Annotated in this window: 21 protein-coding genes; all 21 read right to left on the bottom strand. The window is 33.3% G+C overall.

Annotated elements, in window-relative coordinates; translation table 4 throughout:
• Positions 1–12 precede the first annotated feature (12 nt).
• Positions 13–933, bottom strand: coding sequence for a hypothetical protein (locus EFREU_RS00460; protein WP_100609083.1), 921 nt, complete (start codon positions 931–933; stop codon positions 13–15).
• A 153-nt stretch (positions 934–1,086) separates the two neighbouring features.
• The gene (locus tag EFREU_RS00455) at positions 1,087–1,605 is read right to left on the bottom strand and encodes an L-threonylcarbamoyladenylate synthase (protein ID WP_100609082.1); all 519 of its coding nucleotides are present in this window, start codon (positions 1,603–1,605) and stop codon (positions 1,087–1,089) included.
• Entirely contained in the window at positions 1,605–2,456 is an 852-nt protein-coding gene (gene prmC / locus EFREU_RS00450; RefSeq protein WP_100609081.1) for a peptide chain release factor N(5)-glutamine methyltransferase, read from the bottom strand. Before prmC ends, EFREU_RS00455 begins: the two co-directional genes overlap by 1 nt.
• The gene (prfA, locus tag EFREU_RS00445; RefSeq protein WP_100609080.1) at positions 2,456–3,544 is read right to left on the bottom strand and encodes a peptide chain release factor 1; all 1,089 of its coding nucleotides are present in this window, start codon (positions 3,542–3,544) and stop codon (positions 2,456–2,458) included. The genes prmC and prfA overlap by 1 nt, the downstream gene beginning before the upstream one ends.
• An 18-nt stretch (positions 3,545–3,562) precedes the next feature.
• Positions 3,563–4,180: a thymidine kinase gene (locus tag EFREU_RS00440; protein WP_100609079.1), complete on the bottom strand. Its 618-nt coding sequence runs from the start codon at positions 4,178–4,180 to the stop codon at positions 3,563–3,565.
• Complete coding sequence (locus tag EFREU_RS00435) at positions 4,167–5,186, bottom strand: DHH family phosphoesterase (RefSeq protein WP_100609078.1); 1,020 nt, start codon at positions 5,184–5,186, stop codon at positions 4,167–4,169. Before EFREU_RS00435 ends, EFREU_RS00440 begins: the two co-directional genes overlap by 14 nt.
• A gap of 33 nt (positions 5,187–5,219) precedes the next feature.
• Complete coding sequence (locus EFREU_RS00430) at positions 5,220–7,100, bottom strand: hypothetical protein (RefSeq protein ID WP_100609077.1); 1,881 nt, start codon at positions 7,098–7,100, stop codon at positions 5,220–5,222.
• 80 nt (positions 7,101–7,180) lie between these two features.
• Entirely contained in the window at positions 7,181–7,462 is a 282-nt protein-coding gene (rpmE, locus tag EFREU_RS00425) for a 50S ribosomal protein L31 (RefSeq protein WP_100609076.1), read from the bottom strand.
• 181 nt (positions 7,463–7,643) lie between these two features.
• The gene (fba, locus tag EFREU_RS00420) at positions 7,644–8,549 is read right to left on the bottom strand and encodes a class II fructose-1,6-bisphosphate aldolase (RefSeq protein WP_100609075.1); all 906 of its coding nucleotides are present in this window, start codon (positions 8,547–8,549) and stop codon (positions 7,644–7,646) included.
• A 372-nt stretch (positions 8,550–8,921) separates the two neighbouring features.
• Positions 8,922–10,559, bottom strand: coding sequence for a CTP synthase (locus tag EFREU_RS00415; RefSeq protein WP_100609074.1), 1,638 nt, complete (start codon positions 10,557–10,559; stop codon positions 8,922–8,924).
• A gap of 63 nt (positions 10,560–10,622) precedes the next feature.
• On the bottom strand, positions 10,623–11,012 hold the full coding sequence (rpoE, locus tag EFREU_RS00410) for a DNA-directed RNA polymerase subunit delta (protein WP_100609073.1): 390 nt from the start codon (positions 11,010–11,012) through the stop codon (positions 10,623–10,625).
• Between the two features lie 35 nt (positions 11,013–11,047).
• Positions 11,048–12,256: an HD domain-containing protein gene (locus EFREU_RS00405; protein ID WP_100609072.1), complete on the bottom strand. Its 1,209-nt coding sequence runs from the start codon at positions 12,254–12,256 to the stop codon at positions 11,048–11,050.
• 139 nt (positions 12,257–12,395) lie between these two features.
• Positions 12,396–13,127: a 2-dehydro-3-deoxy-phosphogluconate aldolase gene (gene dagF / locus EFREU_RS00400; RefSeq protein WP_100609071.1), complete on the bottom strand. Its 732-nt coding sequence runs from the start codon at positions 13,125–13,127 to the stop codon at positions 12,396–12,398.
• Positions 13,114–14,208, bottom strand: coding sequence for an aminotransferase class V-fold PLP-dependent enzyme (locus tag EFREU_RS00395; RefSeq protein WP_100609070.1), 1,095 nt, complete (start codon positions 14,206–14,208; stop codon positions 13,114–13,116). The genes dagF and EFREU_RS00395 overlap by 14 nt, the downstream gene beginning before the upstream one ends.
• Positions 14,209–14,228: 20 nt before the next feature.
• Positions 14,229–15,299 carry an amidohydrolase family protein gene (locus EFREU_RS00390; protein WP_100609069.1) on the bottom strand — a complete coding sequence of 357 codons (1,071 nt, stop codon included), beginning with the start codon at positions 15,297–15,299 and terminating at the stop codon, positions 14,229–14,231.
• A gap of 10 nt (positions 15,300–15,309) precedes the next feature.
• Positions 15,310–16,956, bottom strand: coding sequence for a DUF4310 family protein (locus EFREU_RS03740; protein ID WP_198507958.1), 1,647 nt, complete (start codon positions 16,954–16,956; stop codon positions 15,310–15,312).
• Positions 16,957–16,958: 2 nt separating this feature from the next.
• Positions 16,959–17,801 carry a DUF4311 domain-containing protein gene (locus tag EFREU_RS00380; protein ID WP_100609068.1) on the bottom strand — a complete coding sequence of 281 codons (843 nt, stop codon included), beginning with the start codon at positions 17,799–17,801 and terminating at the stop codon, positions 16,959–16,961.
• An 18-nt stretch (positions 17,802–17,819) separates the two neighbouring features.
• A complete protein-coding gene (locus tag EFREU_RS00375) occupies positions 17,820–18,191 on the bottom strand; it encodes a DUF4312 family protein (protein ID WP_100609067.1) in 372 nt (123 codons plus the stop codon).
• Positions 18,184–18,549, bottom strand: a complete 366-nt coding sequence (locus EFREU_RS00370) for an SFCGS family glycine-rich protein (RefSeq protein ID WP_100609066.1) — start codon at positions 18,547–18,549, stop codon at positions 18,184–18,186. Before EFREU_RS00370 ends, EFREU_RS00375 begins: the two co-directional genes overlap by 8 nt.
• 8 nt (positions 18,550–18,557) lie before the next feature.
• Positions 18,558–18,869 (bottom strand): hypothetical protein, encoded by a 312-nt coding sequence (locus EFREU_RS00365; protein ID WP_100609065.1) that lies wholly within the window; start codon positions 18,867–18,869, stop codon positions 18,558–18,560.
• Between the two features lie 110 nt (positions 18,870–18,979).
• Complete coding sequence (locus tag EFREU_RS00360; protein ID WP_100609064.1) at positions 18,980–19,777, bottom strand: MurR/RpiR family transcriptional regulator; 798 nt, start codon at positions 19,775–19,777, stop codon at positions 18,980–18,982.
• Positions 19,778–19,839 lie beyond the last annotated feature (62 nt).

The following is a 19,839-nucleotide window of genomic DNA, read 5'->3' as shown; positions in this document are numbered from 1 at the left end:
CAGCGCCAAAATTTATTTGCCTCGTGAGAGCATTGGAAAGAAGAAATTAGGTGAGGTATTTATTTCACCAGAAATAACTTTAATCATCAATGATCCCAATTCCGGGCCGTAATTAGTAATTGGTTCCGATGCTTCATGATGATAAACATCTCCAAGTGAAGTTGGAGGCATGAAACCAAATTCAATTTTTTTAATATTTGCTGGGACAATTGTTTTTAGTAATTCGTCCCAATCAATGTAACATTTTGAGTGCACGCCAATTAATTTAAAAACATCCTTATCAATAGTAAAAATAACATAGACATCTTTTGACGGAATGTAGTAAACATTCCTACTAAAATATTTAAGAATGTTGTAAATCTTAATTGAGGCATCACCGCTTGTTGAAAGGGTTGGTGATAGACGTGCCGAATGTTTGATATTTGCCCAAAGGTTTCGCAATTCCTTTGTCGAAGTAGTATCGATTCTTTTAGCAATCAAACTTGTTGGCCCTGATGTTTCAGATCAGTTTTTACATCAGCGGCAATCGATAATATTTGCAAAGCCGACTTCGTCATTTAATAAGTTATTAATCAATGGATCGTAAGAATAAATGAGATCAACAAGGTCGTCATACTTTGCCAAAACTTTTTGAATTAAAAGTTTGTCAAGACCTTGATTTTTGTAGTCATCGTTCACCAAGAGTCCTATCAATTGCACTGCTTGATAGCGAACTTGGTTTGCATAAACATACAATCGTACTATACCTAGATTAGCTAAAATATCGCCATTTTCATTAACCAAGGCAAAGGGAATGTAATTTTCGTCTCATTTGCTTCGTGAGATTCAAGATTCATAAGATGATTTGGCTGCTTCCTTTTTAATTAATGTCATCAACTCGTTGCCATAATGCTTGTTGCTTCTATAATCAAAAATCATTTCATAATCAGCCATAGATAAACCTCTTTTTTTGTCTATGTCATTTTAATTTTAAACAAATAATTCCTCCTCCAAGAAAAAAGTTTTCATCAACGAGAAAAATTTTTCACGCTAGGCCTAGAAAACCTAATAATTTAGAAAAATATAATAAAAAAGCTCGCTGGGAGCTTATTTGCGAATTCATTGTTGAGTTAATTGGTTAAAAATTCGCGAAGGTTTCGCATTGTTTTGACAATTTTCATTATCGGGAAAAAAATAAATTTCCGAAAAATTATTTTGAATTGTTTTTTTCTCAACAATCGTTGGTTCTTGATGAAAATTCACTGAGGTAGATCATAAAGGACCAAGAACTTTAATAATTTTTTGAATATCAGGACGCTTAACAATTCTAACGGCTAAAGTGCCACTATCATCCAAAAGGGGACTAATTACTGTTGTTGGTTCTGGAGTTAATAAAAGTTCCCTTGTCATCTTTGTTAATTTAACATGTTTCTCCACTTGCTCTAAATTAGCAAAAAGCGCAATTAGGGGCTTTTCTAGAGGGGCTTTTTTAAAATGATTTATTTTTTTTGCTCCTTGAGGAGTCATTGTTGTTGAAAAACCATATACGGTGTCCGTTGGAAGAATTACAATTTCATGAGCTCTTAATTTTTGAATTGCTATTTCAATCTTCTTAGTATCAAGCATTATTCTTTAAGTTCTCCTTCAATTTTCACAAACCTTCATTTGCCTGCTCAATCTTGAAAAAAAGTTATGTTACTTCCCTTTAACCATGATGTACGAAAAATTATTTTTTCAATCTTTTCTTTTTGGTCATAGCCAAATTCCAACAATAAGGCAAAAGGTTTGCCTTTATTAATAATTTTAAAAACATCTCGGAAAAGAATTTCATAAAAATATAGGGGTTGAGAAAGGTCGGGGGGATAAAGGGCCATTTCCGGCTCAAAAATTGTGGAAGCCCCAACTTCTTTATCAGTTTTATCAACATAGGGGGGGTTGCAAGTAATTAAATTATATTTTTGGTGATTTTCTAAACTCGGTTCAAGAAAATCACCAGTTAAAAAAGCAACATCGAGGTTTAATTTTTGAGCATTTTTCGCAGCTATTATTTGAGCTGGAGCAGATAAATCACTTAAGGTCACTTGGCAACCAGGGTGATTCATTTTAATTGTCAAACCTATGATTCCTGAACCACTGCAAAGGTCGAGAACTTTGCAATCAGGATATTGTTTTAATCATTTTGTAGCTTCTTGAACTAATAATTCGGTTTCGTCACGGGGAATCAGGACCGATTCATCAACATAAAAATCATGACCTAAAAAGGTTTTGTTTTTAGAAATATAAGCAAAAGGATAGCCTGAGAGTAGCAATTTATAAATTTCTGCGAATTTTGCCAAATTTGTCATTGGTTTTTCCCAATTTTCGATTAATCAAGTTTTATTTTCACCACTTAAAAATTCCAAAATTTGGTAAATTAAACCGTCATTAAAATCACTAAAAGTTTTTTTTAATTCTCAAAAAGCTTTTTGATAAGTCATTAATTATCTTGCAATTGCGCTTCCACTTTTTGGCGCTGGTCATCATTTACCAAAGCAATAATAAATTCGTCCAATTGCCCTTCCATCACTTGATCCAATTTATTTAAGGTTAAACCAACACGATGGTCAGTAACCCGATTTTGAGGATAATTATAAGTTCTAATTTTTTCACTTCGTGCACCCGTACCAACAGCACTTTTACGAGCGGAAGAAGCTTCTGCTTGTTGTTTAGACACTTCGTATTCATAAACTTTCGCTCGTAACATTTTCATTGCTAAATCTTTATTATCAAATTGACTTCGACCATCTTGTGACGCAGTAACTATTCCAGTGGGAAGGTGCGTAATTCGAACGGCCGAATCAGTGGTATTAACGTGTTGACCGCCCGCTCCGGATGAACGATAAGTATCAATTCTTAAATCAGTTGATTTAATTTCGATAGCCACCTCATCCATTTCCGGCAGAACCGCTACTGTCGCAGTCGAAGTTTGGATGCGTCCTTTAGCTTCTGTTTTAGGAACCCGCTGAACCCGGTGACTTCCTGACTCAAATTTTAATTTTGAATAAACATGGTCTCCTTTAACCATAAAAATAAGTTGTGAATAGCCCCCAGCTTCTGATGGTGAGGCTTCAAGAACTGAAATTTTTCAACCTACTTTTTCTGCATAAAGTTTATACATTCGATAAAGATCACCCGCAAAAATATTGGCCTCATCGCCGCCAGCGGCTCCCCTAATTTCTACGATAACGTTTTTGTCATCATTCGGGTCTTTTGGAATTAACATTTCCTCAATGGTTGCTTGGATTATTTCCAAATCAGCTGAAGTGGTTTCAATCTCTAATTTTAGGAGCTCAATTAATTCTTTGTCCTTTTCTTCTAGCAAACCTTTTTTGGCCATCTCCAAAGCGGCCTCGTTTTTTTGGTACTCTTCAAATTTGGTTACTACCGGTTGTAAATTGGCACGTTCTTTGTTGAGTTCAGTCATTTTTTTAATATTCGTGGCGATTGCATCACTTTGAAGTTCGTCATCAATTTGTTGAATGCGACGTTGCATAGTTTGCAAAGCCTCAAATGTTTTTATATTCATTCTAGTTTATTATCCTTTCTACTTTGCTTGCTGATAACAATTCCGGCAACGAGCTTCGTAACTTTCGCTACCATCAACAAGAATCAGGGGATCGTTTTTACTAGCTGCTTTGCCTTTAACAAGTCGTTGAGTTCTTGTTGCTAAATTGCCACATTGGTGACAAATAGCTGTTAATTTATCAACATATTCAGCAAGTACTAGTAAACGATCGACATTTTGAAATGGGTCAGCCTTGAAATCACGATCCAAACCGGTAGTGATGACAATTAAACCTTGGTTAGCCAATTCCTCGATAAAATCGACAACCGTCTCATCTAAAAATTGTACTTCATCAATGCCAACCACGTCAATTAATTGTTTAGAATTTTCAACTTCGAAAATAGCTTGCATTTCTTGAACAGAAGCAACTGGGTAACAAGTAAAAGTGGTACCATTATGCGATGCTACCGCCTTTTCTGAATAACGCTTATCAATTGCTGGTTTAAAAGCAATGACATTATTTTTAGCGTAACTATGGCGACGAAGACGACGAATGAATTCTTCAGTTTTGCCAGCAAACATGCAACCGGTAATTAATTCAATTCAACCAATTTTTTTGGCTGTTCTTTTATTAGTAAACTGTCTAGCTTGTACCATGCTTTTTAGACTCCTTATTTTCTTGGGGCTGATGAATAGTTTTTTTCGATTGAGTGTCAGTTTGAACGATTAGGCTATTTAAATCATTCACTAATGTAGTTACGTTTTCTAGCGTTTCCAATTTAGCTCCAGCAGCCAGTTTGTGACCACCACCATGATATTTTTGAGCAATAGAGGCAACGTCATATTTTCGCGATCGTAAAGAAACTTTGAGATCATTTTTTCACTCAACTACCAAAACTCAGATTTTTATTTCTTCAATACCCGACATAATTGATAGGGCACTTTTTATTTGTTCATAATTTAGCTTCCGGTCCTCATAATCGGAAGGAAGTAAAACTAACGAGGCTACTCCTTGCTGACTAATAGTCATCTTGTTAAAAGCATAATTTCACCATTGACGGTTTTTTAAGCAATCAACATATAGTTCATCATTAACCTTTTGGAAATTAACGCCCTTTTTATTAACAAAGGCTGCTGCTTCAAAAGTTTCTGCGTTGGTTTTCGCATGTAGAAAGCGACCAGAATCAGTCAAAATTCCTTTGTAAAGATAATTTGCCGCTTCAGGAGTCCATTTCCATTTCAATATTTGAGCTAATTGAACAATCATTTGGGCACAAGCAATTGCTGAATCATCAACAAGATTATACTGAGCATAAGGGTCGGTATCTGGATGGTGATCAATTTTAATGGTGTGAGGCATATCCGCAAATCCCTTAAAATCAAGGCGCTCTAAATTAGCGGTATCAACAGTAATTAATAAAGTTGTTGATGGATAGACCTGTTTTGACTCTCAAGCCGTACCTGGTTCAAAATCTTTGTTTTTAGTCAAACGATCACCAACAACATAAATCTTTTTCCGAGGATAACTGGCCTTTAATAAATAAGCCAAGCCAAAGGCACTTCCATCTGCATCTCAATCAGGATGTTGGTGTTTCGCAATAATTATTGGGTCTGCTTTTTTAATGGCCCGAGCCAAAATTTTAGCTGCTTTTTTTTCAATCATTATTTAATTACTCCTTTAAATTATTTTGCATTTTTATAAGTTCACAATTGCTCGGTTTTCAATAAAAATAACGCGTTCTTTATTGGCCTCTAAAATTTCTGAACTATAAAAAACAAGTTTAACCCCACTCTTAGTAACTCCTAAAATCATGTGCCGATCTAAAAACTTAGTTTGCGACTTAGTTTTAATAATCATTGGCAACATTGTTGTTTTAATTACTTCCGTGGGCGGTTCCAATTGCACCAAAAATGGGTTCACAAAAACTTTGTGACTTGGCGTTGGTTTCAATTTCGGTAGTTGCCAAAGCGTATTCCCAATTGCCACTCCGCCTTCAGTACTTAAATAATTAAATGTATTTCAGGAAGTTGGTAATGATTCAGTAATTTTTTTGGCATTTAACTTGGCTATAGTAGGTGGTTGGAGAGCTTTAAGTTCCCGATCAGCATTTAGACCGTAAACATAATTACCTCAATCGGTAATAGCAGCAAAATCACCTGTCAAATTAATAAACGTTAGGTCTGGATAAACCCGATTGAGGTTTTTCATTGTATTCATCAAAGCCCGATAATCGTTTTTTGTTAATAAGTTAAAGACATCTTGAAAAATAATATTATTCTTTTTCAAATTCATTGCTCGTAGAAGCTTGATATAAATGATATTTAAGGATGATAATTTAAAACCATTTTTAAGATACCAATCAAATTTAATATTCAAATGGTCCAAGTTTTCTTTTGTTTGGATAACTGCTTGTTGATAAATTCCTTTAATTTCCTGACGATAATGTTTTTTTAGTAATTTAAATTCTTTAGCATCACCAATCCGATTCGAGCCACCTAGAACTTTTTTGTGATATTGATGAGTTAAAAAAATAAGGCGACGACGAACTAAGGCGCCTTCCTCTGGTAAAGTAACATAAAAAAAGTCTTGTTGCGATTTTTCAAAGGTGGTTGTAATATCTTTAATAATTTTTTCTCAATTTTCAGTTTGAGTTTTCAAGGTGGCTTGAACATTTTTTGGCACTTTATGTTCTTGATGATATTTGTGTAGTTCAAGCATGATTTGTTTGCGAATTTGACGCGCAATTCTTTTTTCTTTAAACAGTAAAAAACGTAAATCGGCGATTCGGATATTAATTGTTTTTAAACGTTTTTCCACCATGAAATAGGGTTGGCGATAAGTAAATTTATAACGAATTTTATTAAGTGACTTATTTGATGATTTTTCAACATTATACTCGCAAGGACATGAATTTCTTAAATCTTTAAATGAGTAAACTTGATCTCAAAGGGCTTGAAAAAATGTTAACAAAAGATTGTTAACAATAATTTTTAAGGACAATGAAGCATATTCGCGAACTAAAACTTGGATTTGAGTATAGTAATCACCGAATAGTTTATTGGTTTGATGATGATTAAATTCTTTAATTTTGTTTTGAAAATTTCGTACTAACGATTTTTCGATTTCAGTCAAGTCATCAAGAAAAAGCGAAATTACTTTGTCGAGTTCACGTCGCAAGTCCATATCACTGAGATCGTTTCGAGAGTCAGCAAAGGAAAGATAATTATACTTTTTATCATTTTTCTTTAAACGAGCTTGGCGAATAAATTTAATATCAAATAATTGTGAAGACGTCAAAATTACTCGAGGAGGGATTAAACGCTCAAGTCATTTATCGGTTTTGATAAATGCCACCTTTGACTTCACAAAACGCCCACCAATTAACTCATTACCATCAATCCGAAACCGACCATGCGCTAATTTTTCATTGCCTTTTAAAACATTAGTAATAAAACGACGGTCTTTTTTGGTTGGCAAATAAAGGTTAGTTAGTTCTTTACTTTGGGCATTAAAGTTTACCAACTTCACATCGGGCTTTTTGTTTGTAAAGGTTAAGTTTTCCAACTTATAACTCATCGAAAACCCCCAATACCTTTATTTTAAAGGTTTTTGGCAAAAGAAAAAGGCACCGCGCGCCTTCCTCTAAATTTTCTTAATTATTTTTTCTTGGCAACATTCTTCGCTTTTTGTTCAGCTGACGCTTTTGCAACATTAGCATGCAATGAGTCTTTCTTAGCAAATTTTGCTTTGAATTGTTCGGCACGACCAGCTGTATTGGCAAATTGTTGGTTTCCAGTATAGAAAGGATGACAATTCGAACAAATATCTAGACGCACTTCTTGACCTTTTGTGCTTCCACTAATAGTGACATTTTCGCAAGTTGTACAAACGAATTTGGCATCATCTCAATATCTGGGATGAATATCTTTTTTGGGCATAGAATCCTTCTCCTTTCCTATGTTTCAAATGATACTTCCAAAGTACCAATATATTATAGACCAAAATTAGAAAATAAAATAGATAAAAAATCGGGCTTTTTACTACAAAAGGAATAAAAAAATAGGTCAAAGTGACCTATTTTTTTATTCTCTAACCAAATTTAAATTAAAAGTGGAAAAACTATTTTTTTACTAAATCAGCTTTCCCTTTTGACCCAAATCAAGTAATCAAATGTTCTGTTTCACGTTCTAAAGCTTCAGTTCCTGGTCGTAATAATTTTCTTGGATCATAACCCTTAGCTTTACGGTCTTCATCCTTACCTTCCATAATGTAATTACGAGTTGCTTGTTGGAAAGCAAGTTGTAATTCGGTATTGATGTTTAATTTAGAAATTCCCATTAAAATTGCTTTTTCAATTTGTTCTTGAGGGATTCCACTTCCACCATGAAGAACCATTGGGAAATGAGTCTTGTCTTGGATTTTATTTAAAGTTTCAAATGAAAGTGATTCTCAATTTGATGGATAAATTCCGTGGATGTTTCCAATTCCAGCTGCTAAGAAATCAATTCCTAAGTCAACCATTTCTTTGGCTTGTTGTGGATCACCTAATTCACCATTTCCAACTACTCCATCTTCTTCACCACCAATAGTTCCGATTTCAGCTTCTACCGATACTTCGTGGTCTTTAGCAAATTTAACTAATTCTTTGGTTTGTTCGTAGTTTTCTTTTCATGGTAAATGCGATCCATCAAACATTACTGATGAATAACCAGCTAAAATACATTTTTTAGCCATTTCAATTGATTGACCATGGTCAAGGTGAAGAGCTACTGGAACAGTGATATTCATATCTTCTAAAAGACCGTTAACCATACCAACAACAACATTCACTCCTCCCATATATTTAATTGCCCCTTCACTAGTGGCAAGAATTACTGGGGTATTAGTTTTTTGAGCGACAGTTAAAATTGCTTTTGCTCATTCAAGATTGTTAATATTAAAATGTCCGATTGCAAAATGGTTTTTGTAGGCTGCATCAACCATGTTTTTAGCATTAACTAATCTATTGCTATAAATTTTTGGCATTATTTCTCCTTCTTTAACCAATTAATTATAACTCGCATTAACCAACTTGAAAATCGAATTTCGCGCTTCAAAAGTGATTAAGGCGTGAAAGAGCTAATAATTTCCTTTTAAAGGGTCTTTATCATCTTCATCATTAACGCTTAGCGATTATCTAGACATTTTATTTTTTTATTATAAAATGGTTTCAAGGAGTCGAAATCCTCCTTATATAAGCCACAACGTTGTTTTTGGAAAGGGAACTTTTCTCTTACCTAATTTATTGTAAACTCTTGGTTTTAGTCCTGATAAACCTCATTTCCAAGAATATTTATCGCTCGATTAATTAATGTCTTCTTTGCCTCGCCGACAAAGAATTTTAAAAAACTCACGCTTTTAAGCGTGAGTTTTTTCTTTTAATTTTGGTTTTGTTTCTTGTTTAATTATGGCCTCAATAAACCCTTTGAATAACGGGTTAGGGCGATTAGGACGACTAGTGAATTCTGGATGGAATTGAGCTCCAATAAAGAAATCATTTTGCGGTAATTCCATAACTTCAACCAAGTTTGCCTTTGTTTCATCATAAACTCCGGCAAAAACAACTCCTGCCTTCGTTTCAAAATCTTCACGATATTGGTTATTAAATTCGTAACGATGGCGATGGCGTTCATCAATAGCGGTTTTTCCATAAAGATGAGCAGTTTTAGAATGAGGTTTAAGTTTGGTTGTCATTTTACCTAAACGTAACGTTCCCCCAGAAGCCTTACGGTCAATACCCTCAATAAAATCAAAAACTGGGTAAGCGGTTGTTTCGTTAAATTCTGTCGAATTTGCATGATCATAATTTAAGACATTACGGGCAATTTCAATTGCAGCAATTTGCATTCCCAAGCATATTCCTAAATAAGGAATATTTGTTTCTCGTGCGTAACGGGCTGCTAACATCATTCCTTCAACACCACGATTACCAAATCCACCAGGCACTAAAATCCCTTTAGAATCTTTTAACTTGGTTTTATAATTTTGGGGTGTTAAATCATCGGCTTGAACTCATTTGATGACTAATTTTCGCTTGAAATTTCATGCAGCCATTTTTAAAGCTTCAATCACCGAAAGATAAGCATCAGGCATCTCGATATATTTCCCAACAAAAGTTATTTCAACTTCTTCTTTTGAATTATCAATATCTTGAACAAATTCTTTTCATCTAGTCATATCTGTGGCTTTTGCTGACAATTCAAGTTGGTCAATAACAATTTGGTGTAGATTTTGTTCATACATTGCCAAAGGTACTTTGTAGATTGAATCAACATCAATTGCTTCAATAACATTGGCAACTGGAACATTACCAAATAAAGATATTTTTTGTTTGATTTCAGGACCAGTTGGTGTAACACTACGTGTTACTAAAATATCGGGTTGAATCCCTAAACTCAATAATTCCTTAATGGAATGTTGAATTGGTTTTGTTTTATATTCCTTTGAGGCGTTAATGTAAGGCACGAGACCAACATGAAGAAAAAGAACGTTATTTCTTCCTTTTTCCATTCGAACCTGACGTAAAGCTTCAATAAAGGCTTGCGCCTCGATATCGCCAACAGTACCGCCAATTTCCGTGATAATCACATCAATATTAGGTTCTTGATCCATTGCATAAATTTTAGTTTTTATTTGGTCGGTAATATGAGGAATCACTTGGACAGTCTTTCCTTCTCAATCACCACGTCGTTCAGCATCAATCACTTCAAGGTAAATTTTACCGGCTGAGACCGATGATTTTTTTGATAAATTGACATTAATAAATCGTTCATAATGACCTAAATCAAGGTCTGTTTCTCCGCCATCATCGGTGACATATACTTCACCATGTTGATAAGGTGACATTGTCCCTGGATCAACATTTAGATAAGGATCAAACTTTTGCATATAAACATTTAAGCCTGAATTTTTTAATAATCTTCCAAGTGAGCTAGCTGTGATTCCTTTACCAAGTCCAGAAACCACTCCTCCCGTTACAAATACATGTTTTGCCATATTATTTACAACTCCTTTTTAAAAATAAAATCGGTCATTTAAGACCGTTTTTTTGCCTAATTATTACAACGTTTCTATATCTTCGAAGGTTGAATCGTCCTTAGTATAGGTTTCGAATTCTCCCTCTTCTGTATCATTGTAGAATTTTGTGGTCTCATCTTCGTCAAAATCTTCATCAAGTGCATCATCCTTGAGAATGATAACATTTTTATACTGTTTTTTGATGTCTTCGAATTTGGAATTATTCCTCAATGCTCAGGCTCCGTCAGGAGTCAATGAGAACCGATTATCACAAACCAAACTACTGTAGAGACCAGCCATTAAAGCGTTTTCATTTGGGAGACTACGACCAATTTTTTGAATTACAATTTCTCATAATTCCTTAAAATCAGCCCGGTCTTTTTTCTCTTTTAAATATTCGTAAGCGATATCAATATTTGATAACTTAGTCATTTTTCCCCACCTTTTCTCTACTTACTCAAGATATATTACACTAATTCCTTAGGAAATAATAAGTTTTTTTCATTATTATTTGTGGTAACCAAATTGATTGAATTAGTGAAAACGCTTAAAGTAGAAAGTGGTTTAATTTGTCCACCTTCATCAAACCAAATAGTTTCATCTTTTTTACCAGAAAAATCGTTTTGATAGACAGTTGACCGCTTAGGTATATACTCATCAAAATAATAACGTAAATCATAGCCTTTTTGGGCTAATTGGTTTGAAATTTTCGATTTTAAGTGTGGTGTTGACTTTACGACTTTAAAAAGACCACGATTTAATAGGCGTTTTGACAAATCACTAAAGATTTGATCACTTTCTTGTGCACCATTGGCAAAAAAACTCATCATTAGGGGATCATCTAGTTGCAAGTATTTTTTAAGGGAAAGTGGTTGATCTTTGATTCGATCATCAAAATAATCAACGATTGCCAAGTTTTTAAACGAATAGTTATTGTTGGCTAACTCAAGAAAACGCTTAAATCATAACGTAAACAAAGAATCAAAGGCGATTGAAGAGGGATGATTATAAACCTGCTGATACATATGATGACGACCAAGTAAATATGATTCAATCGCATTCAATGTTTTTAATGGAAAAACGATTTTATCATCCATGATTTTGGCATGCCGAACAATTCACTTAGCATCAAGGAGAGCATAATCAACACCCGCTCCATAAGAATCACGCATTAAGTAATCAAGACGGTCGGCATCTAACTGTGAACTAACCAATAAATTTAGTACCTTATTGGGGTATTTGCCATCAATGATAGCTGCGACATCATCCGGGTTAATCTTATATTTTTTTAAAATTTTACTAATGTTACCTTTGGGGTTTTTAATAATGTCAATTGAATATTCTTCATGGTTACGAGGATTAATTTTTTCAAATGTATGTGAAAAAGGACCATGCCCAATATCGTGCATTAGTCCAGCGAGATATGTTAAACGTTTTTCAGCTTTAGAAATTTTTTGAAAATCTTGCGCTTCAAAAAAAAGATTCAAAATGTGGTAAGTTCCAATCGAATGTGCAAAACGTGTATGAGTGGCTCCAGGGTAAGCTAAACTAGCTCCTGCCAATTGTGAAACACGACGTAAACGTTGCATTTCTGGTGTATTCATTATTTCCATAAAAATTGGTTCATGGAAGTAAATATCTCCATGGACGTTATCACGAATTACTTTTTCGTACATTTCTAGCCTCACTAAAATTTTTCAAATTATTTAGAATAATTTATCTTTATCTTAAAGTAAATATTTTTCAAGACCAAATTACCCATTTAAAAATTTTAGTTTTATCGATTTTAGTTTTTTTCTTGGCACTTAAGAAAAACTAATATTTCTTAATGATATTTAATAGCGTCTTGACATCCTCCACCTTTGTTTCACCAGTAACGGGATCAATTATCGAACTATAAACATGAGGGATGATTTTTTGGACCCCAGCTTCAAGAGCACTTTTTAAGATAACTTCGAAATTTTCCAAAGTTATTCCACCAGTTGGTTCTAAGGCAAAATTATTCTTGGCACAAACTTTGGCCACTTCACAAAATTCATCCAGGTATTGTAAACCCTTCATGTTAAAGAATTTGATGGAGTTACCCCCCATATCTTTAATCATTTGGATAGCAGTGTTAATCGGCACTACCGCATCTTCTGCTTTTGAACTATTTGGACCTGTGTTAATTTTTACATATCCTATCTTGCCACTAGGAGAAACTAAACAATTAATAAAAATATCATCGTTTTTAAAGTCATCACGGGTTAAACCAACACCAGTAAATACTTGATTAGCATGATTTGGTTTTAGCATTTTGGCTAACGAAGCGACCATATAACTTTGCTTAGGATCACCCGCTCCTAAGCCAATCGAGATGTTGTTGTCTAAAGCATCTGCCCAAATTTTCATTTCACTTTTGGCTTGTGCAATCGTTTCAAAATTTTTAGAAAGTATCCCCACAACAACATGCTTTTCGGCGGCCTCATAAATATTTTTGGCATTTTCCAAGTCATTGGCTAAAACATTCAAAGCAATTTTATTGTTATATCAATTAATTTTGTTCATTTTTTTGGTCTCCTAATAATTCAATTAATCTTCTATTAATAATTCTCATCTCTTCTAAATCAATGCTTCTTAGATCAATCTCTAATAAATTTTGCTTAGCTCAATAGTCTCTCAAGTAAATAGCAATGTCGCCTTCAGATTTCAATTTTTGAGATAGTTCAATAGCATCAATTTTTGCATTGTTTTGTAGGCTAATTTTAATTCTTTGAATTTCTGGTCTTAAAGCATCAACTACAATTTCGCCTTTGACATATGGATTGTTACCAAGAATGTTCAAATAATTTATAGCTTGAATATTTTGTTTTTTATTTTGATAGTTTTTTAGAGCTACAAAAAGACCGATAATGTTTTCTTTGCCAATTTTCATCACTCTACCAATATTTTTGTGATGTTTAGTAATGTTTTCAATTAAGAGCTTCCCCCCAAAAACGATTCCTGAGGTAGGTCCCTCGATTGCTTTTGCACCTGAAAAAATTACAAGGTCAATTGCTTTTGCTGCGTATTTGAATAAATCTGATTCAGCAGCACAATCTACAATTAGGGGAATATGATGTTTCTTAGCAATATCAATCATCTCCTCTAAAGATAAAATTTGCTTTTGAATTGTGTGATGCGATAGAACATACATTAAAGCAACAGTATTTTCATTTATTTTGTACTCTACATCTTCAATTGAGCAACCATTAGCATAACCTGCTTCACTAACTTTTGCTCCAACAAGATGCAAAATGTCTTCCATCGGTGCTCCAAAATTTATGTTATGTCCTTTTAGGAGAATAATTTCTTTTTTTTGTGGTACTTGAACATTTACATCATGAATACGATCACCATAAATAAGGGCAGTAATCCCAAGAGCGATGCCAGCTGATGCTGAATTCACGATATGGGCAGCTTCATAGCCATACATTTTTGCTACTTGTTGGTCAACATTTTTTTCTAAATCTTTCATTACGAAGTAACTTTGACCTGCCGACTTCATAGCCTCACCAACATCATCACTAATTGTTGATACACCCAAGATAGTCATACGCCCATCGGCATTAATTACTTTTTTTAAATTTATTTCCTCATTAATATTCATGATGTCCTCTAACTTCTATTTTATAATTCAATGAATTCACCGTTTAAGATGACTGCTACTGGTACCACTTCTTCCTCCAATTTGATGAATTGTCCTTTAGAATCAATCTCTAATTTTGAAGTTTTGTGAATTTGGAAAAAGGTTAAATTTTTCGTTTCGTCACTAATTGTTCCAAAACCAGTCAAGTTAAAATGCTGTGCCGGATTTACTGTAACGCAATCAATAATGTCAGATCACTTCATACCTAAAGCATGCATTTTGCTCATAGTCGTGGGCAAATTCTTAACCACACCACTTTTAATATTGCCTTCGTAAATATCTGTACTAATGAAATCTGGCTTGAAATTTTTTTGCCTTAACAAAATGTTTTTAAACAAAACACTGTCGAAACTTGAAGTACCATGACCAATATCAACCTTAAGGCCTTTTTCAATAGCTTTAGTGAAATTTGGTGTAAAATCGGCATTACAAAAAAGATCATCATTTTTGCCACTAAAAACATGTGTGAGAACATCACCAGGTTGTAATTCATCAATTATTTCTACAAATGAAGGTGGTTGATTTCCTAAATGCACCATAAGGGGCAAATTAACTTTTTGCTTTCTTAAATTTTTGAAAATTTTCAACGGTTTGTTTCCATTATTGCCGACTACACTTCCGCTAATTCTAGCTTTATAACCCATAATAAAATTTTGATATTTTTCATCGTAATCAATTTTGATGTCACTTAAGTTATTTAATTCATATTGTCCAGGAATACCTAGTCGTGAAATGTTTAATAGACTACGAATATTAGTTTTCCAATTTTTTTGAATTAAAAATAATTCGTCTAGATTATCAAGGCCAACACTTCCTGCATCCATAATTAAGCAAACGCCAGTCTTAAAGCCTATTTCATCTGGCTTAGAACTCACGAAGTTATTTAGGGGGTTGCAATGTGTATGGATGTCTATCCAACCCGGACTAACAAAAGTTTCTTTACCAAAATGATATATTTTTTCATCTTCAAAATTGTCAAATATCAAACGGTTGTTATAAAGACAAAACGAATAATTATTGCCGCTCAAATCTTTTAAGTTTTTAAATAACATGATTTTCTTTCTAAGCGAAGGCTGGAACTAAACCAAACAACATCGCTCCCATAATAGCTCCACCAACAATTGGTTTCTTAATTCAAGTAAAGAGAATAGCTCCTAAACCGGCTCCTAAACCGACAAGTGGTTGGAACATCGCGGCTGAAAAAACGACTAATGGGCCAAGGAACTTTCCGGTGGCATTTCCTGCCCCAATCATAATGTCAGTTCCCAAATTAGCTGCCTCTTTTGGTTTGAAAAGACGAATAATAATTACAATAGCTCCTATTAGTACACCTCCAACCAAACCAATCAAAAAAGCGTAAAATGGATTAAACATCATAAAAGATAATTTACTCGATGAAAGGAAAATGGCCGGAATCCCAATACCAAGTCCAGTTAAAATAGCACCACCAACATCCAAAATTCCAACTAGCGGGCCTTCTAAAATTCTGGCAATAATATAGCTACTTGCAAAACCTAGGGCGGCTGTGTAATCACCTGAATCTAAGCCTTGTTTTAACATCGCAACAACAAAGATTTCATTTAAGGCTCCAACACCAAATTTAACGTACATAAATGTAGCTAAAACCACACCTGCTCCCATAACACCAACAATCACGATGAAAAATCAATCTTTTAAAAGTAATCTTTCGACTCTATTGAAAATGTTTGTGGTCTTGCTGGCGGCAAAAGGAACCAAACTCAAGTCCATATTAACTTCTGGAGCTAAACTTTCAATTTCAGATTCAATTTTGCTTTGGTAAATTAAATTTTTATTTCAATTATTTTTAGCACGGTCCAAAATTTTCTGATTTGAATTAAGTTCCGCTTTAAGCACGTTCATTTCTGAAATAAGTTTTTGATCTTTCTGATATTGTTCATAGCGATTAAATTGCCTCAAATTTTGGTTTTTAAAGTTTTGAATAACATGAACCTGAGAGTCAATTTTGGTTTTAAGTTCAATTACTTGAATTTCGCTTTTTTTCAAATCTTCTAAAGACTTAGCCAATTTTTTTTGAATTTTAGCTAGGTGAATTGTTGATTTCTTTTTCAAAAACGAATAATCTTGTTCAAGTTTTAGATATTCTGGATCAGTCTTGCTTAAATTTTGAAAATAATTTTTAAAATCTTTTTCAATTTCACCAATTGTTTCCTTTAAATAAGCAGTCTCTTCTTCCTTTGAGAGCAGAAAAGCTTCTTGTTTTTGCAATGCTCGTTTTTCTAAAATCAGTAATTTATCTACAAGAATAGTTTTATCTTTTTCTAATTTTTTTGTTTTTTTAAAGATTAAAAAATCCCGCTTTTTTTCGCCAAGGGCATAAGTTTTCGAACGAGTTCTTGCTTCTTCGTAAACCTTTTCTTTTAATTGAAATTGTTGATTTTTACGATTGAAAATCCCCTCCATTTTTTTGTGAGTCTTTTCAGAATTCTCAATACTCTTTTTGACAAAATCTAAATCAGTTTTTAGAGTACCAACTTTATGACGACTTTTTTCAATTACTACTTTTTTTTGATTTTGTTTTTTTAGAATTTTTTGGCGTACTTCACTTTTTTGATCATGATTTAAATTTTTATCAAGTTCAAGACGAAGAATAGCAATCTCTTCATCCATCTTGCCAACTTTGTTACATTGACTTGGGTTTTTATTATTTTTTAAATTATTATTCAACATTTTTAGACCTCATTAATAATTCCTGAATAGGTTGAAATTGAAATATCAAAGTTTAAAAGTGATAAGTCTGAAAAATCACAAGCAATTTTTTGCATTTCAATTGAAATATTTTTGAAATGGATAATATCTTTAAAAGTAATCCCCCGGAAATAGGCAATCAAGATGAACATCAATGAAACTAGAGTTAAAAGAAATCAAAATTGTTTCGAACGAACGCCACTATGTAATCAAGAAGACCCGACTAGGATTCCCAAAACTATTCCAGGAATGGCATTTCCTGAAATAAATTGCGAAAGGACCCCAAATAGTAAGGCCATTGTCCCAACTTTTTTACCAGCATCCATAGCGGCAATCAAGAAAATGACTGGCATTATGTAAGTAAATAATCAAGTAGCAGCTGGTGTTAAAACCCCGCTTGCCACTTCTGATAATTCAGTAGGAATCAATTTACAAATTAGTATGATTGTTGGCATCATAATTGCTCCAACAATCATACCTCCTAAACCAACCAAGGTTGGGGAACGCATAATTTGAAAATTATCCTTTTTTTTGGTAAATGTATTGGCCAAGGCAATGCCTCAATTGGGAATAATCCGATGAATTAAATCTTGGGTTAAAGCACCACTTCCAACCGCTGTGGCAGCTGCGTTAAAGAAAAAGCCCAAACCAAGAGCAACATGAGAAACCGGATCGCCATTGCAGGCGTTAATTTCACCCAATGTCCTAAATGCACCTAATCCTTGTTTATTGGGAGCATGAAACATCCTTGCTGTTCCAACTCCTGTCGCTAATCCAACCAAAGTACCGGCAAATATTGATAAAAAAATCAAACCTGTTGTAATCATGATTGATGGCTCCTTTTACTAAATTTCTGCAATAAATTTGACACGATAAAAAATACGCAAATTGATTTCTCAACTCAACGTTTTATGAGGTAAAAGACCCATAATTTTTTTTGATTTTAAATCACTAGTATCCTTCAACGGAATAACATCTATCGGTTCAAGATGAATAATGAAATTATTATGCTTATGATAGATTGATTCTTTTAATTTATCAAAAGCATTTGTATAAGCCTCTTTTTGGGTTTTCCCATGCCCAATGACATCCAAGAAATCAATTTTGGTTTCTAAAATACTATTTTCGTCACGGAAGTTTGGATTGTTTTGGTAACGTTCAGAAATTTTTAATTCTTCATTATAGATAGGATTATTTATTGTCTGTTCGTTAGTCATTGGCGTGTGTTTGCAGTCAAACTTTAGTTAACTCGCTGCCTAGTTCTTCAGTATCCATAAATCCAAAACCTAGAACTTCTATTCCATCACGAATAGCAGTTATTCCTTCACCAATAGTACGTAAATGATCGCGAGCGATGTAACCATAATCATTAGCTGCGGTAATTGCTCCTGCACCACCACTTCCACAAAAACTAATACCCAAATCTGCTTGATGTTCTTGCATCATATCACCAAGCCTCATGTCTGCCCCCATACCTTCAATAACTATGGCAGTTCCACCAACTGATTCAATTCCCCTTTGAACATTGAAACCTTGACCCATGCGGTGACCTATAACTACAACTGGTTTGTTCATATTTTCTCCTATAGCAATAACAAATGGGTGGCCACTAAAAATAACTCAATTTCTGGAACTTCAAGAATTTTATTTCCTAGATTTTGATTCATAACTTTTAAAAAATCATTAATGAATTTCTCCGCCCGAACTCAAACACTTAGAGAAATTTGTTTTTTTAAAGTTTCAGTTAATTCAATACCCACATTCTCGTTATTGAGTAAACGATTGTAAAACATTTCAATGTGGTTAATAAAAACTTTTTCTTGAGTTTCTTTAAAACTTAGATTATGCAAAACCATAATCTTTTTAATTACTTCATCAATTTTTAAATATGTCATTTTTGTTTTACCCCTACCTTGATTTTAACGTGGAGGAAATTTATCTTTTTTTAAATTAAAAAATCGATTTGTAAAAAAAATAAAATATTATTGAGGATTTTTTTACTTAATTAACGGGTTTTTTGCAATATTTTGAGGTATTTTTCAGGGTTAGACGCAATAATTTTTTCAAAAATTAAATCAAAGATGAAAATTACGCCATATCTTGGTGTTTTGGTAATTAAATAATTGTCTGAATCATATGAAAGCGAGAAATTTATTTGCGAAAGTTTTTTTAAAGTATTTTCATCATATTTTGTAATTGAATAAATTTTGGACTTTGCTTTTTTACATAGGTTAATGAATTCTAAAACGATTTTAGTTGAACCCGAAACAGATAAAGCTAAAACAATTGTCTCATTATCTACTAAAAGCGAGGCTACTCCCATATCCTCAACTTCACTAAAGAAATTAACATTAATACCCAATCTTAATAATCTTGAAGCAAACATTTTTAGGAAGGTCCCAGAATCGCCGTAACCAATGAGAATCATTTTATGAGGCTTATTTATAATATCTGAAACTAATTCGCAAATATTTTTTTCATCAATTAAATAAGCTGTTTCCAAAATAATTTCATTGATACGAGTTTGCAATTGCAAATTATTATTTAAAAATTCAAATTCTTTTACTTGAGTATTTTCCTGACTTAAAATTGCTACAAATTCCTTATATCCTGTTAGGTCAAGATGTTTACAAAACCTTGTAATTGTGGCCGGCGATGAATTGGTTTTCAAAGCTAAAATAGAAATATTAATGTCCTTAATTTTTGAATAATTTTGAAATGCAAATTTCGCAATTGGTTGATAAATATTGCGTTCACTAAAAGCCAGATTTTTTAATTTAATTAAAAGGTGTTCTTTGGTCATGATTTCTCTCTTTTTATTATTCTATCAATATCTAATTAGCAAAAAAATTAGCAAAAAAGAAG

It is taken from the genome of Entomoplasma freundtii (assembly GCF_002804205.1).
GTDB lineage: Bacteria > Bacillota_I > Bacilli_A > Mycoplasmatales > Mycoplasmataceae > Williamsoniiplasma > Williamsoniiplasma freundtii.
Note: the sequence above shows the minus strand (reverse complement) of the source record. Positions and strands in the feature narration are given on the sequence as shown.